The organism is Streptomyces sp. L500, from assembly GCF_054551825.1.
Genome location: NZ_JBTOLC010000002.1, coordinates 54,307 through 80,051, shown reverse-complemented (window position 1 = coordinate 80,051; position 25,745 = coordinate 54,307). Strand labels below are relative to the sequence as shown.

The window sequence follows — 25,745 nt, the reverse complement described above, 5'->3', positions numbered from 1 at the left end:
CGTCGGCGTGTCTTTCCGCAGTACGCGAAGGCACTCGTCGAGAGTGCCCCGCGCGAAATCCGGGCGGGCCGTCAGGCCGGTATCGCGGAACGCGGCGGGCCGGCCGGGTCCAGCAGGGTCGAGTCGCCCATCTCGCTGAGGACGAGCGCCAGGGCGCCCAGCACCTCGGAGCGGCCGCCCAGCGCCCCCGGCACGACCTCCAGCCGGCGGGCGGCGCTGGGGATCGCGTAGCGCGAGACGGACTCGCGGATGGGCGCGAGCACCAGCTCGCCCGAGTCGGCGAGGTCGCCGCCGAGGACGACCCGGCTGGGGTTGAGGAGGTTGCAGAGGTTGGCCACGCCGCTGCCGATGTACCGGCCGACGTCGGAGATCACCCGGCGGCAGCCCGGGTCGCCCTCGCGGGCGAGCTCCACCACGCGCGGCACGGTCAGATCGGTGCCGTGGGCCGAGTGGAGCAGCGGCAGGATGTAGCGGGCGGCGGTGAAGGTCTCCAGGCAGCCGCGGTTGCCGCAGCGGCAGACCGGGCCGGACTCGTCCAGGGTGATGTGGCCGATCTCCCCGGCGGTGCCGCCCGGGCCCCGGTAGATCTTCCCGTTGATCACCAGGCCCGCGCCCACTCCGCTGGCGACCTTGATGTACGCCAGGTCCGTGGCGCCCCGGCCCGCGCCCCACACCAGTTCGCCGAGGGCGCCGAGGTTGGCGTCGTTGTCGACGTGGACGGGGACGCCGAGGCGGGCGGCGAGGTCGTCGCGGGGGTTGGTGCCGGCCCAGCCGGGCAGGATCGCGGTCGAGCCCAGCACGCCGGACTCCACGTCGATCGGGCCGGGGACGCCCAGGCCCACCCCGATGATCTTGCGCGGGTCGATCCCGGCCTTGGTGATCAGCGTCCGGACGAGGGATTCGGCCCGCCGCAGGCCCTCCTCGGCGGAGGCGTCCACATCGAGCGGCTCGGCGTCCTCGGCCAGCACCTGGTGGGCGAGGTTGCCGACGGCCACCCGCAGGTGGGTATGGCCGAAGTCCACGCCCACGACGATCCCGGCGTCACCGGAGAGGGAGACGCTGCGGGCGCGCCGACCGCCGGAGGAGGTGGGGGTCACCTCGACCGTCCCGCCGTCCTTCAGCTCCCGGACGATGTTGGAGACGGTGGCGGCCGACAGCCCGGTGGTCCGGGCGATCTCCGCCTGGGTGAGCGAGCCCGCCATGCGCACCGCGCGTACGACCCGCTCCAGGTTGGCCCGGTGCAGCGACGACTGCGACCCCGGAGTCTCCACGCCCATCCACTCCCGCCTCACCGGGCCGGCCCGACCGCCGACCCGAGGCCGGACTGCGGCTCTGGAGCCCGGCCATCCCTACAACATATGAACCCTAAGCTCAGCCGTCGGGCTTCCGTCCCGTCAAGGGTCCGACGCCACAGCGTAAGGGCCGGGCGGCCCGGGAGGCCATTTCCGGCCACCCCGCCACCCGGCCCGGGAGCACTCCGGGGCGGTCGGTTACTTCAGGGCCCCGGCCGTCAGCCCCGCCTGGACCTGCCGCTGGAAGACGACGTACGCGGCCAGCACCGGCAGCATCGCCATGACCAGGCCCGCGAAGAGCCCCGACCAGTCGCCCTTGTACCCCTGGCTGACCGCGAGGGCGACCAGCCCCTGGGGCAGCAGCTTCTTGTCGTCGTCCCCCACGTTGAGCACCGTGGGCAGGAGGTACTGGTTCCACTGGCCCAGGAAATTGAAGATGCCGACGCTGATCAGGCCGGGCTTGGCCATGGGCAGCATCACCTGGAAGAAGGTCCGGGTGTGCGAGGCCCCGTCGATCAGCGCCGCCTCGGCGACGGAGGTCGGCAGGGTCCGGAAGAAGCCGCTGAGGAAGAAGATGGTGAACGGCAGCGAATAGGCGATGTAGACCAGGATCAGCCCGTGGTAGGTGTCGAGCAGTTGCATGTTCTTCATGACGAAGAACAGCGGCACGAGCGCCAGGATGACCGGGAAGCTCATCCCGCCGACGAAGAGGAAGTAGATGAAGCGGTTGCCGGGGAATTCGAAGCGGGCCAGGACATAGGCGGCCATCGACCCGAGCAGCATGGTGCCGGTGAGCGAACCGGCCACGACGATCACGGAATTGAGGAAGTACTCGCTCATGTGCGCCTGGGACCAGGCCCGGCTCCAGGCGTCGAAGTGCAGCCCGTGCGGCAGCGCCCAGGGCGAGGTGAAGATCTCCTTGTCGGTCTTGAAGGCGCTCATCACCGCCCACAGCAGGGGCAGGGTGACCATCAGGCCCCAGATGAAGAGCACACCGTGGGAGAAGACGTTGAGGACGCCGCCCTCGCGGCCCATGCTCCCCCGGGGCGTCCCGGGGCGGGCGGCCTTCCCGGCGTCCGGTGTCGCGGCGCCGCTCCCCTCGGTGGGTTCCGCCGTCACGGCCATCAGTACTCCAGCCTTTCGCGCCGGCCGAGCTTCAGCACGACGCCCGCGAAGATCATGGTGACGATGAGCAGGGCGACACCGAGCGTCGTGGCGTAGCCGGCCTGCCCGTCACGGAACGCCTTGGTGTAGAGGTAGAAGGACAGCACTTCCGTGGAGTAGTCCGGTCCGCCCGGCCCCACGGTCATGATCTGTACGACGGCGAAAGAGTCGAGCGCCATGATGCCCATGTAGACCCAGCCGGTCTGCACGGTGTCCCAGAGCAGCGGAAGCGTGACCCGGAAGAAGGTCTGCAGGCGATTGGCGCCGTCGAGCAGGGCGGCCTCGTAGAAGTCCCGGGGAATGGCGCTCATGCCCGCCGAGAACAGCACCACGTAGAAACCGACGTTGCTCCACACCATCACCGCCGTCACGCACCACAGCGCGAGCCGGGGGTCGCCCAGCCATTCCGGCCGTACGGAGTCCAGGCCGACGGCGCTCAGAAAGGAGTTCAGGGCGCCGCTGTTGGGGTTGTAGGCGAACTGGAACAGCAGGGCGACGATGGCGATCGACAGCACCTGGGGAAAGAAGTAGACGACCTTGTAAAGACCCGAGCCGCGCACCCCGGCGACCGCCGCGTTCTTCCTGCGCCGGCCGCCGACGTTGAGCATGAAGGCGAAGAACAGCCCGAGCCCGAGCGTCACCACCGGGAGCACAAGCAGCAGCAGGACGTTGTGCCAGACGGCCTTCCAGAACACGTCGTCGTGCCAGAGCCGTTGGTAGTTCTTGAGCCCCGTCATCCGGAAGTCGGGGCTCAGTCCGGTCCAGTCCGTGAAGGAGTAGTAGATGGCCTGGACGAACGGCGAGATGACGAAGACGCCGTAGAGCGCCAGGGGCAGGATCAGGAATCCCGCGATGAAGCGGTACTTACCGTGCTGCATGGCCGCCGCTCACTTGTGCCGGTACTTCTTGACGGAGTCGTCCTTGGCGGTCTCGTCGGCGAAGCGCTGGATCTTGGTGATCGCCTCGTCGGGCGTCAGCCGGCCGGCCATCATCTCGCCGAGCGCCCCCACGCCGATCTTCTCCTTCTGGAGGGCCACGTACCAGTCGCCGAGGCGCGGGTTGACCACGTTCTTGCCGGCCTTGGTGAGCGCTTCCTGGGAGGAGGCGAGGCCCGGCGGGAGGGCGAGGCCCTCGGTGCCGCCGTTGAGGGAGGTGAGCGAGGAGACGGACTTGATGAAGTTCTGGGAGGACTTCTTGCCCAGCATCAGGCGCAGCAGTTCCATGCCGCCCTGCGGGTTCCTGGCGTTCTTCGGCACGATGAAGGGCTCGCCGCCGGAGGCCCACAGGGTGCCGAACGGCAGCTTGTCGTTCTTGTCGAGGCTGGAGGGCGCGCCGACCGACATCCGGAAATCGGCGGGCGTGGTCTTCTTGGACTCGTTCTCGACCCAGGAGCCGTTGGGGAGGAACAGCGCCTTCCCCTCGTTCCACGCCGTCTGCGACTCGATATGGGTCAGGCCCGGGGTGCCCTGGAGGATGTAGCCCTTCTTGTAGAGCTCGTAGTAGGCCTCGAAGGCGGCCTTGACGGCCGGGTCCTTCCAGGCGTTGGGCTCCAGGTCGTCGATTCTCTTCAGCACCTCGACACCGCCGATCTTGGCGATGAACGGGTAGAGGCTGAACGGCAGGTAGTACGGGTACTTGCCCGCGTACGTCCAGCCGGCGATGCCCTTCTTCTTCGCCGCCTCGCAGACCTTGAGCATGTCGTCCCAGGTCTCCGGGTATTGGGCGTCGAGCTTCGCCAGGTTCGTCTTCGAGTACCAGACGCCGTAGACCGTGTAGGCGTAGTACAGGACCCAGGTCTCATCGCTGTCGAACCGCCCCATTTCCACGACGCCGGGGCGCAGGGTGTCGCGGACCTTCTTCGACGGGTCGTCGTAGGAGGGCGCGTCCAGCAGGGCGTTGAGGTCGGTCAGCTGTTTCTTGGCGACGAGGGTGCCCATGTCCATTTGTTTGGCACCGGAGTTGTCGATGAGGTCCGGCGGTGTGCCGCCGTTGAAACGGGGCTGGAGCTGGGTCTGGATCTCCTGGGTGGCGGAGTGCTTCACCTGGGCCTTGGGAAAGGCCTTCTGGTATTCGGCCTCGGCGTCCTTGGCGTACTGCTGACCGAAGCCGCCGTCGAAGATGACGACGTCCAGGGCGGCGCCCTCATTGACCGCGAGCGGGTTCTTGGTGCTCTTCTCGCCCTTGTCGACCTGATTTCCGCCGCCGCTGTCGCCGCTGGCGCAGGCGCTCAGCACGCTCATCGTGGGCACCGCGATCAGGCCTATCGCCGCGGCTCGTTTGATCAGGTCGCGCCGGCCGAATTCCGGGGTGGTTCCCATGCTCAAGTCCTCGCCTTCTCCAGGACTCAGGCGGTGCACCGGTCTCCCCTTGCGAATTCGCCACCGCCGAAGGGCCCGACACCGCGGGTCAGTTGAAGCTTGGTGCTGGGTGCGCTCCGGAAGGAATCCCCCGCGGCGTGCTGGTGTGCCGCTCTCCCCCGGGTCCGCCACGGCCACGGCCGCCCGGACTGTTCGACAGGTATAGTCCACTCCTGCTCAACTGGGCAAGATCGAAAGCGGCTTTGACCGTCAGTCTTTCCCGAGTTGAGACCTCTCCGCCCGGCCCTCGGAGCCCCCTGGAATCCCGCTGGGGCCCGTCCGGCGACACCAGCCCCGAGACCCTTGACACCACTGGTGTCTCACGCACTACTTAACACTGCGCGTCATGGGTGACAACGTTGTCTGAGTCGTCCGGCCGTCCGTGCCGGGTTCAGCGGAGAGGCAAAGGGATGCGAACGGGAACCGGGTACCGCAGATGGCGTACGCTCGCCCGTCCCACGGCGCTCCTGGTGGCCACCGTACTGGTGACGGGGGCTCAGGTCACGCAGGGCGGACCCGTCGGGGCGTCGCCGGCCCGGGCCGGGGCGGCCGCCCCGGCCGACGAGCGCTTCGCCTCCTCCTTCGAGCCCGGCGACCCCCGGCCCGACTGGACCGACACCGTCGAGACCGGCCGCGACGGCCGCCCGCGCGCCGCCGGCGTCGACGGCGACGACACCAGCGGCATCCCCGGCAATGTCACCGACCGGGTCACCGCCGTCCGCGCCAGCGGCGAGCACGCCGAGGCGGGCGAGGTCAAGGAGAACCTCGTCGACGGCGAGAGCGCGACCAAATGGCTCGCCTTCGCGCGCACCGCCTGGCTGGAATTCGAGCTCGACCGGCCCGTCACCGCCGTGCGCTACGCCCTGACCTCCGCGAACGACGCCCCCGGCCGCGACCCCCGGGACTGGACGCTCAAGGGATCCGACGACGGCGCCACCTGGCAGGTGCTCGACACCCGCCGGGACGAGGCCTTCGAAAAGCGCCTCCACACCCGCGAGTTCTCCTTCACCGGGTCCCGTCCCCACCGCCAGTACCGGCTGGAGATAACCCGCAACAACGGCGAGCCCGTCACCCAGCTCGCCGAGTTCCAGCTGGCGGCGGGCGACACCGGCACCCCGCCGCCCGCCGACATGCGCAGCCACATCGACCGCGGCCCCACCGGCTCCCCCACCGCCAAGGCCCGCGCGGGCTTCACCGGCACCCATGCCCTGCGCTACGGGGGCATGCACCAGGCCACCGGCCACGCCTACTCCTACAACAAGGTCTTCCGGACCCACCTGCGCGTCACCCCGAGAACCCTGCTCTCCTACAAGATCTTCCCCGCCCTCCCCGAGCCGGACGCCCGCTACCCCGCCACCCATGTCGCCGTCGACCTCGCCTTCACCGACGGCACCTACCTCAGCGAGCTCGGCGCGGTCGACCAGCACGGCGCCCGGCTGACCCCGCAGGGCCAGGCCGCCTCCAAGACGCTCTACGTCAACCAGTGGAACAACAAGGAGTCGCGCGTCGGCGCTGTCGCCGCGGGGAAGACCGTGGAGCGGGTGCTGATCGCCTACGACTCGCCCGTGGGCCCGGCGAAGTTCCGCGGCTGGATCGACGACGTCTCCCTCGCCCCGGCCCCCGCGGAACCGCCCGTCGCCCATCCGGCGGACCGGGCCGTCACCACCCGCGGCACCAACTCCAGCTCGAACTTCTCCAGAGGCAACACCTTCCCGGCCACCGCCGTCCCCCACGGCTTCAACTTCTGGACGCCCGTCACCAACGCGGGCGTCACGGACTGGCTCTACCAGTACGCGGCGACCAACAACGCCGACAACCTCCCCACCCTCCAGGCATTCTCTGCCAGCCACCAGCCCAGCCCCTGGATGGGCGACCGGCAGACCTTCCAGCTCATGCCCTCGGCCTCCCCGGGCGTACCGCCCGCCTCTCGCGCCGCCCGCGCCCTGCCCTTCCGGCACGAGAACGAGACCGCCCGGCCCCACTACTACGCCGTCACCTTCGAGAACGGCATCAAAGCGGAGATCACCCCCGGCGACCACGCCGCGATGATCCGCTTCACCTTCCCCTCGGAGCAGGCGAGCGTCCTCCTCGACAACGTCAAGGACCGGGGCGGGCTGACCCTCGACCCCGAGCACCGCTCCTTCAGCGCCTACTCGGACGTCCGCAGCGGACTGTCCACCGGCGCCGGCCGCCTCTTCGTCCACGGCGTCTTCGACACGCCCGTCATCGACAGCGGCAAGCTCAAGGGCGACACCGGCAGCGACGCCGTCACCGGCTATCTGCGCTTCGCGCCCGGCACCAGCCGTACGGTCACCCTGCGCGTGGCGACCTCCCTCATCGGCACCGACCAGGCCCGCGCCAACCTCGAGCAGGAGATCCCCGCGAGCACCGGTTTCGACCAGGTCATGACCCGCGCCCGCACCGCCTGGGACACCCTCCTCGGCCGCGTCGAGGTCGAGGGCGCGACCCGCGACCAGCTCACCACCCTCTACTCCAGCCTCTACCGGCTCTACCTCTATCCCAACTCCGGGTTCGAGAACACCGGCTCCCTCACCCGGCCCCGCCCGCGCTACGCCAGCCCCTTCTCCCCGCCCGCCGGCGAGAACACCCCGACCACGACCGGCGCCAAGGTCGTCGACGGTGAGATCTACGTCAACAACGGCTTCTGGGACACCTACCGCACCACCTGGCCCGCGTACTCGCTGCTGACGCCCCGCCAGGCGGGCAGGCTGATCGACGGCTTCGTCCAGCAGTACAAGGACGGCGGCTGGATCTCCCGCTGGTCCTCCCCCGGCTACGCCGATCTGATGACGGGCACCAGCTCCGACGTCGCCTTCGCCGACGCCTACGTCAAGGGCGTCCCCTTCGACGCCGAGGCGGCGTACGCGGCCGCGCTGAAGAACGCCACCGTCGCCCCGGACAGCCCCGGCACCGGCCGCAAGGGCATGGAGACCTCCGTCTTCCTCGGCTACACCAGCACGAAGACCCGCGAGGGCCTGTCCTGGGCTTTGGAGGGCTACCTCAACGACTTCGGCCTGGGCCGGATGGCCCGCGCGCTGTACGAGAAGACCCGCAAGGAGCGCTACCGCGAGGAGTCCGCGTACTTCCTCAACCGCGCCCGGAACTACGTCAAGCTCTTCGACGACCGCGTCGGCTTCTTCCAGGGCCGCGACGCGAACGGCGCCTGGCGGCTGCCCCCCGCCTCCTACGACCCGCGCGTCTGGGGCAACGACTACACCGAGACCAACGGCTGGAACTTCGCCTTCACCGCCCCCCAGGACACCCGGGGCCTGGCCAACCTCCACGGCGGCCGCGCCGGCCTGGCCGCGAAGCTCGACACCTACTTCGCCACCCCCGAGACGGGCGCCCCCGAGTTCGCCGGCTCGTACGGCGGCGTCATCCACGAGATGACCGAGGCCCGGGACGTCCGCATGGGCATGTACGGGCACAGCAACCAGCCCGCGCACCACATCGCCTACATGTACGACGCGGCGGGACAGCCCTGGAAGACGCAGGAGAAGGTCCGCGAGATCCTCTCCCGCCTCTACCTCGGCAGCGAGATCGGCCAGGGCTACCCCGGCGACGAGGACAACGGCGAGATGTCCGCCTGGTACGTCTTCGGCGCCCTCGGCTTCTACCCGCTCGTGATGGGCCAGGGCGAGTACGCGATCGGCTCGCCCCTCTTCACCAAGGCCACCGTCCACCTGGAGAGCGGCCGCGACCTGGTGATCCGCGCACCGCGCAACAGCGCCCGCAACGTCTACGTCCAGGGCCTGCGCGTCAACGGCCGCGCGTGGCACAGCACCGCCCTCCCCCATGCCCTGCTGGCCAGGGGCGGCACCCTGGACTTCGCGATGGGCCCCGGCCCGTCCCGCTGGGCCACGGGCCCGGACGCGGGCCCGACGTCCTTGACGCGTGACGACAAGGTGCCGGCCCCGCTGACCGACGTCACGGCCCACGACGGCTCGGCCCTGACCGACGACACGTCCCGCACGTCGGCGACCTTCACCACCGCCACCCTGGACACACCGGGCGCCCCCCGGGTGACGTCCTACACCCTCACCTCGGCCGACCGCGCCAAGGCCCCGACCGGCTGGGTACTCCGCGGCTCCCCGGACGGCACGACCTGGACCGAAGTCGACCGCCGCACCGCCGAAACCTTCACCTGGGACCGCCAGACCCGCGTCTTCACCCTCCCCACCCCGGCGGCGTACCGCCACTGGCGCCTGGAGGTGGCGGGTGGCCAGGAGGCGACACTGGCGGAGGTGGAGCTGCTGGGGGCGCCGGGGTGAGCCGGTGCCGTTGACACCTCTTGTCCGAAAGGCGCCTGGAAATCCCAAGATCTCATAGGATGATCAAGGAGGTCTCGCTACGACCCGCCACGGGGCGCAGCACCTGATTTTCAGCTATGGGGGGTATGAAATGGGTATTTTCACCGGCCGTCAGCGCGGCCGCGCGCTGTCGGGCCTTGCACGCACCACCGCGATCGCCACCGCCTTGGTCGGCCTCACCGCCGGAACCGCGGCCGCCGACACCGCTCCGAAGTCCGTGGGGCCCTCGGCCGGCGCCCCGCGGTTCCCGCTGTTCGCGACCAAGCGCGCGCAGGACGCCAAGGATGTCCAGGACATCTTCAGGTACCGGTCGAACGACCGGGGTGGTTTCGGGGACCGCGAAGTTTACGGCTTCTTCGGTTCGTCGCCGCGCGTCACGGACACCGCGACCGTCGACCACGGCCACAACGGCGAGATGGACGGCTGGTACCACCAGCAGAACGACGGCCGGCTGGTGTACCAAGGCGTCCGCGGCAGCAAGGTGATCGGCCCCGGCTGGGACGTCTACGACCGCATCCTGTCCCCCGGCGACCTCGGCGGCTCGCTCGAGTCCGACCTCCTCGCCCGCGACAAGTCGGGCGTCCTCTGGCTCTACCTCGCCCGCCCCGATGCCACCCTGGAGAAGCCCTACCGCGTCGGGCCCGGCTGGGACCAGTACACCGACATCGTCGGCAAGGGAAGCCTCAACGGCGACGGCAGGGCCGACATCGTCGCCAAGGACCGCAACGGCGACCTCTGGTACTACAAGGGCACCGGCGAGTCCCACGCCCCTCTCTCCGACCGCGTCAAGATCGGCGGGGGCTGGAACCGGTACGACAAACTCGTGAGCACGGGTGATGTCAACGGCGACGGCAAGGCCGACCTGCTCGCCCGCGACAAGTCCGGCGTCCTGTGGCTCTACAAGGGCAACGACAGCCAGACCGACCCCTTCGAGAAGCGCGTGAGGATCGGCGGCGGCTGGGACCAGTACAACGACCTGTTCTGATCACGCTTCACACCCGCGCCGCGCGGGAGCCGTGACACCTGGGGCCGCACTCGTGACGAGTGCGGCCCCAGGTGTGATGTGCAACTCCCGATAAGTCAGTTGATATGCGTGAAGCTTGGGTCAAAGATCAAGGTGTCGCGATGCTCCTGGCGTCGCTCCTGAATCACCTTCAAGGGAGAAGTACATGGGCAATCTCTCCGGTCGTAAGCGTGGACGCGCGCTCTCCGGTCTCGTCACCGCGGCGATAGCCACCGCGCTGGTCGGCACCGCTTCCGCGACCGCATCCGCCGACGTTCCGGCAGGCCCCTCTGCCGCCAAGGCGCACCAGCGCGCCGAAAGCGCCCCCAAGCACGCACCGCAGAAGGCCGCCAAGCCGCGTGCCGGCCTGCTGCGGTCCGCCGCCGCCGACGACAAGGGCACGGCCGCGGCTCCCCAGTTCGACCTCTACGCGGCCGACCGTGACGGTCTCGTGTACCTGTACATGGCGAACGGCCACGGCGGCTTCAAGGACGCCTGGTTCCTCGACTCCGGCTGGCAGAACTTCACCGAGGCCACCCAGGTCGACCACGACCGCAACGGCGAGAGCGACGGCTGGTACGTCCGGCACGCCGACGGTCAGCTGGAGTACACCGGCGAGGCCGGCAACAAGATGATCGGCGGTGGCTGGAACGCCTACGACCGCGTCTTCTCCCCCGGTGACCTCGGCGGCGCCGGCGAGTCCGACCTCCTCGCCCGTGACAAGTCGGGCGTCATGTGGATCTACCTCGCCCGCCCCGACGGCACCCTGACCGACCGCTACCGCGTCGGCCCCGGCTGGGACCAGTACACCGACATCACCGGGCGTGGCGACCTCAACGGCGACGGCAAGGCCGACATCGTCGCCAAGGACCGCAACGGCGACCTGTGGTTCTACAAGGGCACCGGCGACTACAAGGACCCGTTCGAGAGCCGCGTGAAGGTCGGCGGCGGCTGGAACATGTTCGACAAGCTCGTCGGTATCGGCGACCTCGACCACGACGGCCGCAGCGACATGCTCGCCCGCGACAAGTCCGGCGTCCTGTGGCTCTACAAGGGCAACGGCAACCAGAGCGACCCCTTCGAGAACCGCACGAAGATCGGTCCCGGCTGGGGCAAGTTCAACCTGATGTTCTGATCCATCATCCACCCCGCGATGCGCGGGGTACGGCGTGGAACAGGGGCCGCACTCCCAATGGGGGTGCGGCCCTCCGCATGTGAAGGCCCTGTGTAATGATCCGGTGCGTCTCGCGGTCCCCGGCAGGGGAACCGCGTCTTTTCTCACCACAGGAGTACTAGGTGGCCCACACCTTTGGCCGTAAGGGCGCACGTGCCCTCTCGCGCCTCACTGTCGCGGCGATAGCCGCGGCCCTGGTCGGCACCACGGCGGGCACCGCCGCCGCCGACGGTCCGTCCCCCGACTACCGGCCGACCGTCGCGGCGCCGTACTTCCCGCTGCAGGCGACGAAGTCGACCGGCGAAGCGTATGTGTACGCGCCCGACGGCCGGGGCGGCTTCGGCGACCGGGAGCAGATCACCGATGTCGACTCGCGCACCGTCAGCGCCATGGTGGACGTCGACCACGCCCAGAACGGGTACTACGACAGCGCCTACGTCCGGACGACGGACGGCACGCTGGTCTACTCGCCCGAGGGGAAGGACGGGGCGGACGAGCCCGCTCCCATCCGGATCGGCAGCGGCTGGAACATCTACGACCGTCTCCTCTCCCCCGGCAACGTCGGCGGCACCAAGGAGGCGGACCTCCTCGCCCGCGACAAGTCGGGCGTGCTGTGGCTCTACCAGGCCCGTACCGACGGCACCCTCGGCGACCGCTACCGCGTCGGCGGCGGCTGGGACATCTACACCGACATCGTCGGCAAGGGTGACCTGAACGGCGACGGCAAGGCCGACATGCTCGCCAAGGACAAGAACGGCGACCTCTGGTTCTACAAGGGCACTGGCAACACCGCCGACCCCTTCGCCAGCCGGGTCAAGGTCGGCGGCGGCTGGAACATCTTCGACAAGCTCGTCGCCACCGGTGACGTGAACCTGGACGGCCGCAGCGACCTGCTCGCCCGCGACAAGTCCGGCGTCCTCTGGCTCTACAAGGGCAACGGCAAGCAGACCGACCCCTTCGAGAGCCGCGTGCGCATCGGCGGCGGCTGGGGCCAGTACAACAACCTGTTCTGATCCCTCTCCGACGTGACCCTGGGCCGCACCTGACGAACCGTAGGTGCGGCCCTTGTCAGAGCCGTATGGCAGGATCCCGACGTATCGCGGCACCCCGAATCCGTGGATGTCGCGTCATTCTCGAACAGGAGAGCCATATGGCCCACATTTCCGGGCACAAGCGCAGACGCGCCCTGTCGCGTCTCGCCACCGCGGCGATAGCCGCGGCCCTGATCGGCACCACGGCGGGCACCGCCGCCGCCGACGCCCCGGCTCCGTCCGCTCAGGACCTGCAGAAGGCCGCCCAGTCCGTCGCCCCGGTGACGGCGGGCAAGGCACCCGTCTCGGAGTCGCCGGCCGACGCCCCCCGATTCCCGCTGATGGCGGTCAACGGTACGACCCTGTACCGCTACTTCCCCGACGGCCACGGCGGGTTCACCGACCGGAAGGCCGTCAACACCGACTGGCGCGGTATCACCTCCACCGTCCAGGTCGACCTGAACCAGGACGGTCTCGCGGAGTCCCACTACCTCCGGACGATCGACGGGTCGCTGTTCTACGTCCACGGCGGCAGCAAGGACGTCCCGGCGACCCACCAGCGCATCGGCGGCGGCTGGAACATCTACAACCGCATCACCTCCCCGGGCAACCTCGGCGGCAGCGGCGAGGCCGACCTCATCGCCAGGGACCAGTCCGGTGTGCTGTGGCTGTACCTGGCCCGTCCCGACGGCTCGCTCGGTGACCGCATCCGCGTCGGCGGCGGTTGGGACCAGTTCACGGACATCGTCGGCCGCGGCGACCTCAACGGTGACGGCAAGGCCGACATCGTCGCCAAGGACCGCAACGGCGTGCTGTGGTTCTACAAGGGCACCGGGGACTCCAACGACCCCTTCGCCAGCCGGGTCAAGGTCGGCAGCGGCTGGGACGCGTACGACATGCTGGTGTCCAGCGGCGACGTAGACCTCGACAACCGCAGCGACCTGCTCGCGCGTGACAAGTCCGGTGTCCTGTGGCTCTACAAGGGCAACGGCAACCAGAACGACCCGTTCGCGAACCGCGTGCGGATCGGCGGCGGCTGGGGCCAGTACGACACGATGTTCTGAGCCGTTCGGCTCACCGCCTGCGTGAGGCCATCGCGTCCTGCCTCACCACCTGCCTCACGCAGGCCCGCCTCACTCAGGCTCACCCTCAGCCCTCAGGCCCCTCCGCCCTCAAGCCCGCCCGCCCGCCGGCCGAGCCGCGCCCCGGCCGTCGCCACGCCAGCCGGACCAGCGCCCGTACCGGCCGTCCCACCACCAGCGCCAGCCCCGCCAGGGGCAGCACGAGCAGCACGGCCTGAAGGCACGCGGCCACCATGGCCAGCACCTGGTCGCCGGAGGAGCCGGACGCGCCGGACGCCCCCGCGTGCGCCATCAGCGACGTGATCGTCCGCCAGTCCGCCGCGAGCAGTTCCGGCAGGTTCACCAGCACCAGGCCCAGTTGCAGGGACAGCACCGGCACCAGGAAGAGCACCCACACCGCGACGACGACCTGCGGCCAGCGCTTCAGGGCCCGTAGCCGGTCGTCCTGCGGACGGCGGAGGAACACCCGGCGCAGGATGGGGGCGATGTACTTGAACAGGTCGGGGATGCCGATGAGGTCGGCGACGATGTAGTAGCCGTCGAAGCGCAGCGTGGGCAGCAGTTGCTGGACCATCTCCAGGTGGACGGAGAGGATCGCGACGAGCAGCGGCTGGAAGCCGGTCGCCGCGTACAGCGCGCCCAGGCCCAGGACGAAGACGGCGTTGAACCAGACGCCGCCGAGGTCGGCGCGGATGCGGCCCGCGCGGCCCAGCCGGTAGGAGTTGGTGATGTCCGTGTAGAAGGCGGGCCACACCAGGTAGATGCCGCAGCCCATCGCGCCGGGCCGGACGCCGCCGTAGCGGCAGGCCGCGCCGTGGCCCAGTTCGTGGAACGCGCACGAGGCGATCGCCAGGAGAACGACGAGCAGGACGGCGGCCGGTGAGGTGAGGACGTCCCGCAGCGCGGCGCCCGTGTCCTGGGTCGTCCACAGCCACGCCTCGCCCGCCACGAACGCGCCGAGCCCGAGGGCGACCACCGCCGGGCGGAACAGCCAGGCGAAGAGGCCCGACAGGAACCAGGTGACGTGCTCCGGCAGTACGGCCAGCCGGAAGCGGAAGGCGAGGAACGGGTCGTTCTTCGTGGTCGGGGGTGGCGGGGAGCCGTCGCTGTAGGTGGTGATGCCGAGCGGGGCGAGCTTCTTGTCGATGAGGAAGACGATGTGTTCCTCGGTGAAGCGCCGGCCCGTCTCCTCCGAGAGGTCGGCGGCGATCCGGGCCATGGCGGGCTCGGGGCCGGGGGGCAGGGGGCCGGCCAGGGCGCGCACCACCCGGTAGAGCAGGGGCGGGAGCCGGACGATCTGGCCGTCGGGGCGGCAGACGAGTTGCGGAGGCTCCCGGTAGCCGGATCCCTCGAACTCGCCGACGAGTTCCATGCCGGCCACCAGGGCGGGTGGGGCGCAGGGCGCTGACACGGTCGTCCTCCGGAGGGTGGCGGGCGGCGGGGAAGGGCCGGGACCGGGCAAGCGGGTCCCGGCCCTTCCCCGGACGCTTGGGGCGGGTCCGTCAGGCGATCAGTGACCGATCGGGTGGCCGATCAGTGACTGGCCACGGCCGCCGGGGTGCAGACCACGCTGGCGGTCGGGTTCTCGGAGCCCAGGCCGAGGGAGCCGAGGAGGCCCGGGGTGCCCTGCCGGTCGATGGACTGGCAGGCGGACAGCATCGTGGTGCCGTGGTCGTGCGGCACGGGGGCGAAGACGCCGCCGCCCGTGGCCGCCGCGGAGCTGGAGCTGCCGGAGGCCGCGCCGGCGCCGGGGTCGCCCGGGCCGACGAGGTTGAGCGGGGTGGCGATGACGCCCATGACGGTGCGCTCGGGCAGCACCTCGCCCGCGACGCGGTCGAGTTCCTCGAAGCTGATGGCGTTGTCCATATCCGTTCCCCTTCTGTGGTGTCCGCTCCCGGCCCGCCGAACGGCGCCCGGGCATGCCGCCCCCACCGGATCGGCCGGGGGCGGAGTCCTTGGGGTTGAGACGGTGGCGCGTGCTGGGGTGGTCAGCGGCTGTGAACGGCCGCCGGGACGCAGGTCATGGTGTAGCCGGGCGTAGTGGGTGCCAGGCCCAGGGCGGCGAGGAGGCCGAGGCCGCCGGGGTTCTCCTTGTACTGGCAGGCGTAGGCCACGGTCGTGCCGTGCTCGGTTCTCACGAGCGCCGGATAGACGGGATGGTGGTCCGCGCCCGCGCCGGCGGTGGCGCCGGTGGGCAGCAGGCTCGACAGGGCGATCCGCGCGGGCAGCTCCTCGCCGAACAGCCGGCCGAGCTCCCCGAAGGTCACGGCGGATCCCATTGGCTCATCCCTCCCTCTGGGACGACAGCGTCGCGTCCATCCCGGCGGGGAGCCTAACCCGCATATGAATGCACAACACTTCATCAATCCCCCTATCACCCGGTCGTGTTGTGAAATGCCCCGGGAGGGTGAAGGGCGGGAACACCCGCCCGGACAAGCGGAAGGGCCGCACCCCGTGAACGGGGTGCGGCCCTCAACCGCTCAGCCTGACCGCTTAGTTGCGGATCAGGTTGCGCAGCACGTACTGCATGATGCCGCCGTTGCGGTAGTAGTCGGCCTCACCGGGGGTGTCGATGCGGACGACCGCGTCGAACTCGACACCGGTGTCGGTGGTGACCTTGACCGTGCGCGGCGTGCGGCCCTCGTTGAGCTCGGTGACGCCCGCGAAGGAGAAGGTCTCCTCGCCGGTCAGGCCGAGGGCCTCGGCCGAGGCGCCCTCGGGGAACTGGAGCGGGAGGACGCCCATGCCGATGAGGTTGGAGCGGTGGATGCGCTCGTAGGACTCGGCGATGACGGCCTTGACGCCGAGGAGCGCGGTGCCCTTGGCGGCCCAGTCGCGGGACGAGCCGGAGCCGTACTCCTTGCCGGCCAGGACGACCAGCGGGATGCCCTGCTCGATGTAGTTGCGCGAGGCGTCGTAGATGAACGACACCGGCGCGTCGGCCTGGGTGAAGTCGCGGGTGAAGCCGCCCTCGGTGCCCGGCGCGATCTGGTTGCGCAGGCGGATGTTGGCGAACGTACCGCGGATCATGACCTCGTGGTTGCCTCGGCGGGAGCCGTAGGAGTTGAAGTCACGACGCTCGACACCGTGCTCGGTGAGGTACTTGCCCGCCGGGGTGTCGGCCTTGATGGCACCGGCCGGGGAGATGTGGTCGGTGGTGACCGAGTCGCCCAGCTTGGCCAGGACGCGGGCGCCGGTGATGTCGGCGACCGGGGCCGGCTCCATCTGCATGCCCTCGAAGTAAGGGGGCTTGCGGACGTAGGTGGACTCGGCGTCCCACTCGAAGGTGTTGCCGGTCGGGATCGGCAGGGCCTGCCACTGGGCGTCGCCCGCGAAGACGTCCTGGTAGGACTTGTTGAACATGTCCTCGCCGATGGCGTTGGCCACGACGTCGTTGACCTCGGCCTCGGAGGGCCAGATGTCCTTGAGGTAGACCGGGTTGCCGTCGGTGTCGATGCCGAGGGCGTCCTTGGTGATGTCCACCTTCATGGAGCCCGCGAGGGCGTAGGCGACGACCAGCGGCGGGGACGCCAGGTAGTTCATCTTGACGTCGGGGTTGATCCGGCCCTCGAAGTTGCGGTTGCCGGAGAGCACCGAGGTGACGGCCAGGTCGTGGTCGTTGACGGCCTTGGAGACCTCCTCCGGCAGCGGGCCGGAGTTGCCGATGCAGGTGGTGCAGCCGTAGCCGACGAGGTTGAAGCCGACCTTGTCGAGGTAGGGGGTCAGGCCCGCCTTGTCGAAGTAGTCGGTGACGACCTTGGAGCCCGGGGCGAGGGTGGTCTTGACCCACGGCTTGCGGGTCAGGCCCTTCTCGACCGCCTTCTTGGCCACGAGCGCGGCGGCGACCATGACGTAGGGGTTCGAGGTGTTGGTGCAGGAGGTGATCGCGGCGACGGTGACGGCGCCGTGGTCGATCGTGTAGGTGCTGCCGTCGGGGGCGGTGACGGTGACCGGGTTCGACGGGACGCCGTTGGCGGCGGCCGGGGAGTCGGAGGCCGGGAAGGACTCCTCGCCCGCCTCGTCGGCGGTGGAGACGTAGTTGAGGACGTCACGCTCGAACTGCGCGGCGGCCTCGGCCAGGACGATGCGGTCCTGCGGGCGCTTCGGGCCGGCGATGGAGGGGACGACCGTGGAGAGGTCGAGCTCCAGCTTCTCGGAGAAGTCGGGCTCGGCGGCCGGGTCCAGCCACAGGCCCTGCTCCTTGGCGTACGCCTCGACGAGCGCGACCTGCTGCGCGGAGCGGCCGGTGAGCTTGAGGTAGTTCAGGGTCTCGCCGTCGATCGGGAAGATCGCGGCGGTGGAGCCGAACTCCGGCGACATGTTGCCGATGGTGGCGCGGTTGGCGAGGCTCGTCGCGGCCACGCCCTCGCCGTAGAACTCGACGAACTTGCCGACGACGCCGTGCTTGCGCAGCATCTCGGTGATCGTGAGGACGAGGTCGGTGGCGGTGGTGCCGGCCGGGAGCTCACCGGTCAGCTTGAAGCCGACGACGCGCGGGATGAGCATGGAGACCGGCTGGCCGAGCATCGCGGCCTCGGCCTCGATGCCGCCGACGCCCCAGCCGAGCACACCGAGGCCGTTGACCATGGTGGTGTGCGAGTCGGTGCCGACGAGGGTGTCGGGGTAGGCCTGGCCGCCTCGGACCATGACCGTACGGGCCAGGTGCTCGATGTTCACCTGGTGGACGATGCCGGTGCCCGGGGGGACGACCTTGAAGTCGTCGAAGGCGGTCTGGCCCCAGCGCAGGAACTGGTAGCGCTCCTTGTTGCGGCCGTACTCCAGCTCGACGTTCTGGCTGAAGGCGTCCTTGGTGCCGAACTTGTCGGCGATGACGGAGTGGTCGATGACCAGCTCGGCCGGGGAGAGCGGGTTGACCTTCGCCGGGTCGCCGCCGAGCTCCTTGACGGCCTCACGCATGGTGGCGAGGTCGACGACACAGGGCACGCCGGTGAAGTCCTGCATGATCACGCGGGCCGGCGTGAACTGGATCTCCTGGCTGGGCTGGGCCTGCGAGTCCCAGTCGCCCAGGGCGCGGATGTGGTCGGCGGTGATGTTCGCGCCGTCCTCGGTGCGGAGGAGGTTCTCCAGCAGCACCTTCAGGCTGTAGGGAAGGCGCGCGGAGCCCTCGACCTTGTCCAGCCGGAAGATCTCGTACGACTCGTCGCCCACGCGCAGCGTGCTGCGGGCGTCGAAGCTGTTCGCCGACACGACAGTCTCCTTCATGCATGAATTCGCGTACTGCGGCAATCCTGCCGCCCCGATGGCGCGCGCGTACGCTAAGGTGTGCCTAACTTAGGTATGCCTTACTGGCGCGACAGCGGTACGCCTCTCGGCAGATATCTCGATGTCGAGATAACTCTAATACATCGCCGCCGATCGGTCATGCCCGGATAGGCCGAGCGGGCCCGCGCCCGGTGGCCGACGGCACCTCCGCCGCGCGGCGGAGGCGGGCCCCGCGATCTCGTCCCGGGGAGCGACGGCCGGGAACGCCCTGGTGGCCAGGATCGACCCCGGCCGTTCCCGATCCGCTCCAGAACCGGAGATCCCCATGTCCATACGGGCCCCTCGCACGCTCACCCTCCTCGCCCTCGCGGCAGCGCTGACCGCCCCGGCCGCCGTCCCCGCCGTGGCGGCGAGCCCCTCCGGTGGTGAGCCGCGGATCACGAGCACCTCCAGCCTCACGGGGACGGGCCGCATGGACCACCCCGTGCCCGGCAACGACATCCGCGTCACCGTCGACGCCCGCGCCTTCTACGGGGTGGGCCACCTCCCCGTACGCTCCGAGGGCACCTTCCGCGTCTCGCACCACACGGACGCCATGAACGGGGAGCCCGCGTCCGACCACTGGGGTGAATTCGCCGTCGACTGCCTGACCACCGGCGGCCCGGTGGCGACCGTGACCGGCAGGCTCGTCCGCACCGACCCCGGCGGCCCCTGGGAGAAGGCGGGCTACCTGAAGCGGCACGTACGCATGGGCGTGAGCTTCTACGTCGCCGACGTCGCCGACGTCGCCGACGGGAACGGCGGCCCGAGCCGGATCGGGCTGTCGGGAGGAACGGAGAAGGGGGAGCTCCCCCTGAAGAAGTGCATGGCCCCGGCCCCCGACGCGACGGTCGTGGCGGGCGGCTACACCCTCAGGGACAGGACGCCGGTGGGCTGACCGACGGGCGGCAGGTCTCGCCGAACACGTGGGGGTGGTTCACCAGTTCGGGTGACGGTTGAGCCGAACGAGCCGTCTGCCGAAGCGGATTGCCGTAGACCGTGGACAGTCGTCATGCTGCAGTCTCGATGCCCGCAGGAGGACCCGTGAGCACGCAACCGATTCACCCGCAGCCGCGCACATACTCAGCCGACGACCCCGAAACCGCACTCAAGTACGCGATCCAGCACGTCAAGGGCAATCGTGCTCAGATCGTGGAGGGGGTCATCCAGCTCATGTCGCCGACCTGGGGCCACGAGAAGGCCATCAAGAAGATCCGCAGGCAGATCGAGCCGACAACCGACAAGCTCGGCTGCACGGTCGGCGCAGGCAACGTCGACCTGCCAGGAACCCCCAACTGGTTCATCCCCGACATGGCCGTCATCCCTGAACAGCTCGAAGACGCCGATGCGGTTCTCCCCGACCAGACCCTACTGGTCGTCGAAGTCACCTCGGATTCCAACGGCGACACCGACCGCATCGTCAAGCGCCGCCGCTACGCCGAGTTCGGCGCCCCCCTGTACCTCCTGGTCGACCGCCAGGAGCAGTCCTGCACCCTCTTCGGCGAGCCCGGCAAGCTCGGCTACACAAAGGTCAGCGGCCCCCACCCCTTCGGCACGCCCCTCCACCTCCCCACCCCCTTCGACCTGGAGCTCGACACGTCGGACTTCTGATTTCCATACTCCTGTCCGATTGTTCGGATAGGAGCAGAACGCGTGGACAGGCCATGGCGCATGCGGAAGGAATCTCATATCTGAGATACCGTCTGACTCATGACAGACGCCTACCTCGGCCGTATCGGCAAGCTCATCCGCGACGCCCGGCAGCACCGCGGCTGGACCCAGTCACAGCTGGCGGACGCGCTCGGGACCAGCCAGAGCGCGGTCAACCGCATTGAGCGGGGAAATCAGAACATCAGTCTTGATATGATCGCCCGCATCGGTGAGGCCCTCGACAGCGAGATCGTCTCCCTCGGATACGCCGGACCGATGCATCTCCGCGTCGTCGGCGGGCGCCGGCTCTCCGGTTCGATCGACGTCAAGACGAGCAAGAACGCCTGCGTGGCCCTGCTGTGCGCCACGCTGCTCAACGCCGGGCGCACCACCCTGCGGCGCGTGGCGCGGATCGAGGAGGTCTACCGGATCCTCGAGGTGCTCGCCAGCATCGGCGTGCGGCACCGGTGGATCAACGACGGGAACGACCTCGAGATCGTGCCGTCCGCCGAGCTCGACCTGGGCGCGATGGACACCGAGGCCGCCCGCCGCACCCGTAGCGTCATCATGTTCCTGGGTCCGCTGCTCCACCGCATGGACCACTTCAAGATCCCTTACGCCGGCGGCTGCGACCTCGGCACCCGTACCGTCCAGCCGCACATGACGGCGCTTCGGCACTTCGGCCTGGAGGTCACGGCCACCGACGGCACGTACCACGCCCAGGTGGATCGTTCCGTCTCCCCCACGCGCGCCATCGTGCTGACCGAGCGCGGGGACACCGTCACCGAGAACGCCCTGCTGGCCGCCGCCCGTCATGACGGCGTGACGGTCATCCGCAACGCCAGCTCCAACTACATGGTCCAGGACCTCTGCTTCTTCCTGGAGGAGCTGGGCGTGCGGGTCGAGGGCGTCGGCACCACCACGCTCACCGTGCACGGCGTGGCCACCATCGACCGCGACGTCGACTACGCGCCCTCCGAGGACCCGGTCGAGGCCATGAGCCTGCTCGCCGCCGCCGTGGTGACGGAGTCGGAGCTGACGATCCGCCGGGTGCCGGTGGAGTTCATGGAGATCGAGCTCGCCGTCCTGGAGGAGATGGGCCTCGACCACGAGCGCAGCCCCGAGTACCGCGCCGACAACGGCCGCACGCGGCTGCTCGACCTGACCGTGCGCCCCTCCAAGCTGCGGGCGCCGATCGACAAGATCCACCCGATGCCGTTCCCGGGCCTGAACATCGACAACGTGCCGTTCTTCGCGGCCATCGCCGCGTTCGCCCAGGGCCAGACCCTCATTCATGACTGGGTCTACGACAACCGCGCCATCTACCTCACCGACCTCAACCGCCTCGGCGCGGACGTCAAGCTCCTCGACCCCCACCGGGTCCTGGTCGAGGGCCCCACCCGCTGGCGCTCGGCCGAGATGATGTGCCCGCCGGCGCTGCGCCCCGCCGTGGTCGTACTGCTGGCGATGATGGCCGCCGAGGGCACCTCGGTGCTGCGCAACGTCTATGTCATCAACCGCGGTTACGAGGATCTGGCCGAGCGCCTCAACTCCATCGGCGCCCAGATCGAGACGTTCCGGGACATCTGACCCGCCCCCGCCCAAGCCACGAGCCCGGCGCACCCGTTCGGACGGACGCGCCGGGCTCTCGCGTTCCCGCCTGTCGTAGACTCCGGACTGACCGAGCGGTCAGACAGCTGACCGCATGGTCAGTCAGGCGTCCACCGTGAGGGGAGCGGAAAAGACATGGAACGCACGACGTGCTGTGTGGTGGGTGGCGGTCCCGCGGGCATGATGCTCGGCCTGCTGCTCGCCAGGGCCGGCGTCGAGGTGACCGTGCTGGAGAAGCACAAGGACTTCCTGCGGGATTTCCGCGGCGACACGGTCCACCCGTCGACACTGCGCCTGCTCGACGAACTCGGCCTGGGCGAACGGTTCGCACGGCTCCCGTCCCGCAAACTGGACCTGGTCCGGATGCACATCGGCGACACGGTCGTGACCCTGAGCGACCTGCGGCGCATCCCGGGCCCGCACAAGCACATCGCCATGGTCCCGCAGTGGGACTTCCTCGACCTGCTCGCGAGCGCGGCCGCCGAGGAGCCGTCCTTCACCCTGCGGACGCGCACGGCCGTCACGGGCCTCCTCACCGAGGGCGGCCGGGTCACCGGCGTGCGCTACGAGGACGCGGACGGCGCCACCGGGGAGATCGCGGCGGATCTCACGGTCGCCTGCGACGGCCGTGACTCGCTGGTCCGCGAGCTGGCGGGGCTGCGGCCCGACTACGTCGACGTCCCCATGGACGTCTGGCAGATCAAGGTGCCCGCGCAGTCCGACGACACCAAGGAAGGCGCGATCTTCATGCGCGCCAAGGACGGGCAGTTCGCCGCGACGACGGACCGGGGCGATTACTACCAGACGTCCTACCTCATCAAGAAGGGCACCGACCGGGAGCTGCGGGCCAACGGGATCGAGTGGTTCCGGGCCCGGCTCGGCGACCTGTTCGGCTGGGGCGAGGAGGTCACGGACACGATCCGCTCGTGGGACGACGTGAAGCTGCTCGACGTGACCATGGGCAGGCTGCGGCGCTGGTACCGGCCGGGGCTGCTCTGCATCGGGGACTCGGCCCACATCATGTCGCCGACGGGCGGCGTCGGCGTCAACCTCGCGGTGCAGGACGCCGTGGCGGCCGGACGGATCCTCGCGGAGCCGCTGCGGAACGGCTCGGTCTGCGTGCACGACCTGGAGCGGCTGCAGAAGCGACGGCTGCTCCCGGTCGCCGTCATCCAGCGGTCGCAGATCGCCGAACACGAGGCCATGCTGCGGCCCATCCTCGACGGCACGCTCGGCCCCGACCGGCTGCCGGTGCCGGTCCGGCTGATGCGGCGCGTACCGGTGCTGCGGACGGTGTCCGGGTATCTGGGCGGGGTCGGCATACGTCCGGAGCGCGTACCCGCCTTCGCCCGGCGCTGACGGACAACTCCGCGCTGACGGAGACGCCTGCCTGCCGGGACCGTACGGGGGTCAGTCCTGGCGCCGGATCGCGCTGAGCGCGAACGTCTCCAGCTCGTCGGCCGCGGCGTCGAGGTCGTAATCGGGGTGGACGAGCCAGTGGGAGATCACACCGTCGATCGCCCCGCCGATCGCGAGCGCCACGGTCACGGGGTCGAAGGCGCGCACCTGGCCGGTCTCCTGGCAGCGGGCCAGGAGACCGGCCAGGTGGCCCAGGCGGTCGTGGCTGTCGTGGGAGCCCGGATTCTTGAGCCGGGTGCCGCCCTCGTCGTCGAGGAGCATCTCGGTGATGACACGGACGTGGCGGCGGTTGGCCTGCTGGTACGAGATCATCGCGCGGACGTACGCGACGATCGCGGCGCACGGCTCGGTCTCGCGCTCCACCCGCTCGTGGACGTAGGCCCTGAAGCCCTCCAGCACGTGCTCGAACGTGATCCGGGCGAGGTTGTCCTTCGACGAGAAGTGGTAGAGGACGGCGGCCTTGGAGATGCCGGCCGCCTCGGCGATCGCGGAGAGCGAGGTGGCCGGATAGCCCTTGGTGGAGATCAAGTCGATGGTGCACTCGACGATCTGCTGCCGCCGGGCCCGCTCGGTGAAGGTCAGGGCCTGGGGGTCGGCACTCCGACGAGGGGCCATCGACACGCCGCCTTTGCTCTCGCTGATTCCACGAACAGTTTCGCGAACCGCTGCAAACGGTACACCGGGCGCCCCGACCCCAGCAGCACGGCCGCCGGGCGCCCCCGCCCGTCAGAACGGCGGGCACCGCCACCCGGCACCTTCGTCAGGGCAGCACGGCCAGCCCGTCCAGCTCCACCATCGCCTCCTCGTCCCAGAGCCGGACCACGCCGACGACGGCCATCGCCGGGTACTCGCGGCCCGCCAGACGCCGCCAGATCCGTCCGAGTTCACGGGCGTGCGCCCGGTACGCGCCCACGTCCGTCGCGTAGACGGTCACCCGGGCCAGGTGCTCCGGCCCGCCCCCGGCGGCCCGGAGGGCGGCCAGGAGATTGGTCAGGGCCCGCTCGAACTGCTCCGGCAGGCCGCCCGCCACGACCGTGCCGGCCGCGTCGAGCGCGGTCTGCCCCGCCAGGAGGACCAGCCGACCGCCCGTGGCGGCGACGGCGTGGCTGAAGCCGCGCGCCGGCGCGAGCCCGGCGGGGTCGATCCGCTCCAGGCTCACGGGGAGGCCCCCGCGCCCGCCGCCCGGAACAGCTCCTTCGCGATGATCGTGCGCTGGACCTCGCTCGCCCCCTCGTAGATCCGGGGCGCGCGCACCTCCCGGTAGAGGTGCTCCAGGAGGTGGCCGTGGGCCAGGGCGCGGGCGCCGTGGATCTGGACCGCGGAGTCGACGACGTACTGGGCGGTCTCGGTGGCGAAGAGCTTGGCCATCGCCGAGCGCGCGGCCACGCCCGGCTCCCCCGCGTCGTAGGCCGCGGCGGCCGCCTGGACGAGCAGGGCGGCCGCCTCGGTGCGGGTGGCCATCTCGGCGAGCAGGTGGGAGACGGCCTGGAGGTCCTTCAGCGGGCCGCCGAACGCCTGGCGTTCCCCCGCGTGGGCCACCGAGGCGTCCAGGGCGGACCGGGCCATTCCGACAGCGAAGGCCCCGACGCTGGGCCGGAACAGATCGAGGGTGGCCATGGCCAGCCGGAAGCCCCGGCCCACCTCGCCGACGACGTCGCCGGGGCCCACGGGCACGCCGTCGAAGGTGAGCGTGCCCACGGGGTGCGGGCCGAGCATCTCCAGCGGCTCCCCGCCGAGGCCGGGGCGGTCGGCGGGGACGAGGAAGGCGGTGACCCCGGCGGCCCGGGTCCCCGGGCCCGTACGGGCGAAGACGGTGTAGACGTCAGCCTGCGGGGCGTTGGAGATCCAGCGCTTCTCACCATGCAGCCGCCAGCCCGACGAGGCCGACCCAACGCGCAAAGATCCGCCTGCCCCGACCGCCCCTCCCACCCCGGTCGGCTCCGCGCGCAGCTCCAGGGCGGCCGCGTCCGAGCCCGCGCCCGGCTCGCTCAGTGCGAACGCGGCCACGGCGCGCCCCGCGGCGACCTCCGGCAGCCAGCGCGCCCGCTGCGCCCGGGTGCCCTGCGCGACGACGGGGTGGGCGCCGAGGCCCTGCAGGGCGAGGGCCGTCTCGGCCTCCGTGCAGGCGTACGCCAGCGATTCGCGCAACAGGCACAGGTCCTGGGCGCGTACGGGACCGGCGAGGGGCACCACCCGGGAGAGCAGGCCGAGTTCGCCGAGCGTCGCGAGGAGCGGCCTGTTGACCTTGCCGGGAGCGCCCCGGTCCGCGACGGGGCGCAAGCGGCGGGCGGCGAGCGCGCGCAGTTCCACGGAGCCCTTGCGCCGCTCCCCCTCCCCTGTGAACGGTGTGGCCATCCGACCCACCCTTC

Annotated in this window: 20 protein-coding genes; 9 read left to right on the top strand and 11 right to left on the bottom strand. The window is 70.3% G+C overall.

All coding sequences use genetic code 11. The annotated features are described in order from the left end of the window. Positions 1-71 precede the first annotated feature (71 nt). The 4 genes from ACX9I7_RS03240 to ngcE all read right to left on the bottom strand — a co-directional run bounded on the left by ACX9I7_RS03240 (position 72) and on the right by ngcE (position 4,774). On the bottom strand, positions 72-1,271 hold the full coding sequence (locus ACX9I7_RS03240; protein WP_126918269.1) for an ROK family transcriptional regulator: 1,200 nt from the start codon (positions 1,269-1,271) through the stop codon (positions 72-74). A gap of 219 nt (positions 1,272-1,490) precedes the next feature. Next, positions 1,491-2,417, bottom strand: a complete 927-nt coding sequence (locus ACX9I7_RS03235) for a carbohydrate ABC transporter permease (RefSeq protein WP_387571760.1) — start codon at positions 2,415-2,417, stop codon at positions 1,491-1,493. Beyond that, positions 2,417-3,334 carry a carbohydrate ABC transporter permease gene (locus ACX9I7_RS03230; RefSeq protein ID WP_358629449.1) on the bottom strand — a complete coding sequence of 306 codons (918 nt, stop codon included), beginning with the start codon at positions 3,332-3,334 and terminating at the stop codon, positions 2,417-2,419. The genes ACX9I7_RS03235 and ACX9I7_RS03230 overlap by 1 nt, the downstream gene beginning before the upstream one ends. A gap of 9 nt (positions 3,335-3,343) precedes the next feature. Next, positions 3,344-4,774, bottom strand: a complete 1,431-nt coding sequence (gene ngcE, locus ACX9I7_RS03225; protein WP_387571764.1) for an N-acetylglucosamine/diacetylchitobiose ABC transporter substrate-binding protein — start codon at positions 4,772-4,774, stop codon at positions 3,344-3,346. 449 nt (positions 4,775-5,223) lie between these two features. Between ngcE and ACX9I7_RS03220 the strand changes: the two genes are divergently transcribed. From ACX9I7_RS03220 to ACX9I7_RS03200, 5 genes are all read left to right on the top strand, one after another. After that, complete coding sequence (locus ACX9I7_RS03220) at positions 5,224-9,105, top strand: GH92 family glycosyl hydrolase (RefSeq protein ID WP_459386431.1); 3,882 nt, start codon at positions 5,224-5,226, stop codon at positions 9,103-9,105. 130 nt (positions 9,106-9,235) lie between these two features. Further along, the gene (locus ACX9I7_RS03215; RefSeq protein WP_459386430.1) at positions 9,236-10,129 is read left to right on the top strand and encodes an FG-GAP repeat domain-containing protein; all 894 of its coding nucleotides are present in this window, start codon (positions 9,236-9,238) and stop codon (positions 10,127-10,129) included. Between the two features lie 184 nt (positions 10,130-10,313). Next, entirely contained in the window at positions 10,314-11,282 is a 969-nt protein-coding gene (locus ACX9I7_RS03210; protein ID WP_387571773.1) for an FG-GAP repeat domain-containing protein, read from the top strand. Between the two features lie 161 nt (positions 11,283-11,443). Continuing rightward, positions 11,444-12,334, top strand: a complete 891-nt coding sequence (locus ACX9I7_RS03205) for an FG-GAP-like repeat-containing protein (protein ID WP_459386429.1) — start codon at positions 11,444-11,446, stop codon at positions 12,332-12,334. 137 nt (positions 12,335-12,471) lie between these two features. Beyond that, on the top strand, positions 12,472-13,416 hold the full coding sequence (locus ACX9I7_RS03200; RefSeq protein ID WP_459386428.1) for an FG-GAP repeat domain-containing protein: 945 nt from the start codon (positions 12,472-12,474) through the stop codon (positions 13,414-13,416). Between the two features lie 85 nt (positions 13,417-13,501). Here the strand turns inward: ACX9I7_RS03200 and ACX9I7_RS03195 are convergent, their stop codons facing one another. From ACX9I7_RS03195 to acnA, 4 genes are all read right to left on the bottom strand, one after another. Then, the gene (locus tag ACX9I7_RS03195) at positions 13,502-14,845 is read right to left on the bottom strand and encodes a hypothetical protein (protein ID WP_459386427.1); all 1,344 of its coding nucleotides are present in this window, start codon (positions 14,843-14,845) and stop codon (positions 13,502-13,504) included. A gap of 122 nt (positions 14,846-14,967) precedes the next feature. Next, on the bottom strand, positions 14,968-15,300 hold the full coding sequence (locus ACX9I7_RS03190) for a hypothetical protein (protein ID WP_387571783.1): 333 nt from the start codon (positions 15,298-15,300) through the stop codon (positions 14,968-14,970). A gap of 122 nt (positions 15,301-15,422) precedes the next feature. Then, the gene (locus ACX9I7_RS03185; protein WP_387571785.1) at positions 15,423-15,713 is read right to left on the bottom strand and encodes a hypothetical protein; all 291 of its coding nucleotides are present in this window, start codon (positions 15,711-15,713) and stop codon (positions 15,423-15,425) included. 214 nt (positions 15,714-15,927) lie between these two features. Next, entirely contained in the window at positions 15,928-18,642 is a 2,715-nt protein-coding gene (gene acnA / locus ACX9I7_RS03180; protein ID WP_387571788.1) for an aconitate hydratase AcnA, read from the bottom strand. 340 nt (positions 18,643-18,982) lie between these two features. On the opposite strand from acnA, the gene ACX9I7_RS03175 reads away from it, so the two are divergent. From ACX9I7_RS03175 to ACX9I7_RS03160, 4 genes are all read left to right on the top strand, one after another. Beyond that, on the top strand, positions 18,983-19,594 hold the full coding sequence (locus tag ACX9I7_RS03175) for a hypothetical protein (RefSeq protein WP_459386426.1): 612 nt from the start codon (positions 18,983-18,985) through the stop codon (positions 19,592-19,594). Between the two features lie 146 nt (positions 19,595-19,740). Further along, on the top strand, positions 19,741-20,307 hold the full coding sequence (locus ACX9I7_RS03170) for a Uma2 family endonuclease (protein ID WP_459386425.1): 567 nt from the start codon (positions 19,741-19,743) through the stop codon (positions 20,305-20,307). 99 nt (positions 20,308-20,406) lie between these two features. After that, positions 20,407-21,936 (top strand): helix-turn-helix domain-containing protein, encoded by a 1,530-nt coding sequence (locus ACX9I7_RS03165; protein WP_387571796.1) that lies wholly within the window; start codon positions 20,407-20,409, stop codon positions 21,934-21,936. A 156-nt stretch (positions 21,937-22,092) separates the two neighbouring features. Continuing rightward, on the top strand, positions 22,093-23,316 hold the full coding sequence (locus ACX9I7_RS03160; protein WP_459386424.1) for an FAD-dependent oxidoreductase: 1,224 nt from the start codon (positions 22,093-22,095) through the stop codon (positions 23,314-23,316). 51 nt (positions 23,317-23,367) lie between these two features. On the opposite strand, the gene ACX9I7_RS03155 is transcribed toward ACX9I7_RS03160, so the two are convergent. From ACX9I7_RS03155 to ACX9I7_RS03145, 3 genes are all read right to left on the bottom strand, one after another. Then, on the bottom strand, positions 23,368-23,991 hold the full coding sequence (locus ACX9I7_RS03155; protein WP_459386423.1) for a TetR/AcrR family transcriptional regulator: 624 nt from the start codon (positions 23,989-23,991) through the stop codon (positions 23,368-23,370). Between the two features lie 145 nt (positions 23,992-24,136). Next, complete coding sequence (locus tag ACX9I7_RS03150) at positions 24,137-24,535, bottom strand: RidA family protein (protein WP_358218524.1); 399 nt, start codon at positions 24,533-24,535, stop codon at positions 24,137-24,139. Next, complete coding sequence (locus ACX9I7_RS03145) at positions 24,532-25,731, bottom strand: acyl-CoA dehydrogenase family protein (RefSeq protein ID WP_459386422.1); 1,200 nt, start codon at positions 25,729-25,731, stop codon at positions 24,532-24,534. The genes ACX9I7_RS03150 and ACX9I7_RS03145 overlap by 4 nt, the downstream gene beginning before the upstream one ends. Between the last annotated feature and the right edge of the window lie 14 nt (positions 25,732-25,745).

Coding starts and splice junctions, on each gene's coding strand:
- ACX9I7_RS03160 (WP_459386424.1), top strand. CDS start 22,093: ATGGAACGCACGACGTGCTGTGTGGTGGGTGGCGGTCCCGCGGGCATG.
- ACX9I7_RS03235 (WP_387571760.1), bottom strand. CDS start 2,417: ATGGCCGTGACGGCGGAACCCACCGAGGGGAGCGGCGCCGCGACACCG.
- ACX9I7_RS03215 (WP_459386430.1), top strand. CDS start 9,236: ATGGGTATTTTCACCGGCCGTCAGCGCGGCCGCGCGCTGTCGGGCCTT.
- ACX9I7_RS03190 (WP_387571783.1), bottom strand. CDS start 15,300: ATGGACAACGCCATCAGCTTCGAGGAACTCGACCGCGTCGCGGGCGAG.
- ACX9I7_RS03175 (WP_459386426.1), top strand. CDS start 18,983: ATGTCCATACGGGCCCCTCGCACGCTCACCCTCCTCGCCCTCGCGGCA.
- ACX9I7_RS03200 (WP_459386428.1), top strand. CDS start 12,472: ATGGCCCACATTTCCGGGCACAAGCGCAGACGCGCCCTGTCGCGTCTC.
- ACX9I7_RS03185 (WP_387571785.1), bottom strand. CDS start 15,713: ATGGGATCCGCCGTGACCTTCGGGGAGCTCGGCCGGCTGTTCGGCGAG.
- ngcE (WP_387571764.1), bottom strand. CDS start 4,774: ATGGGAACCACCCCGGAATTCGGCCGGCGCGACCTGATCAAACGAGCC.
- ACX9I7_RS03145 (WP_459386422.1), bottom strand. CDS start 25,731: ATGGCCACACCGTTCACAGGGGAGGGGGAGCGGCGCAAGGGCTCCGTG.
- ACX9I7_RS03230 (WP_358629449.1), bottom strand. CDS start 3,334: ATGCAGCACGGTAAGTACCGCTTCATCGCGGGATTCCTGATCCTGCCC.
- ACX9I7_RS03155 (WP_459386423.1), bottom strand. CDS start 23,991: ATGGCCCCTCGTCGGAGTGCCGACCCCCAGGCCCTGACCTTCACCGAG.
- ACX9I7_RS03210 (WP_387571773.1), top strand. CDS start 10,314: ATGGGCAATCTCTCCGGTCGTAAGCGTGGACGCGCGCTCTCCGGTCTC.
- ACX9I7_RS03165 (WP_387571796.1), top strand. CDS start 20,407: ATGACAGACGCCTACCTCGGCCGTATCGGCAAGCTCATCCGCGACGCC.
- ACX9I7_RS03220 (WP_459386431.1), top strand. CDS start 5,224: ATGCGAACGGGAACCGGGTACCGCAGATGGCGTACGCTCGCCCGTCCC.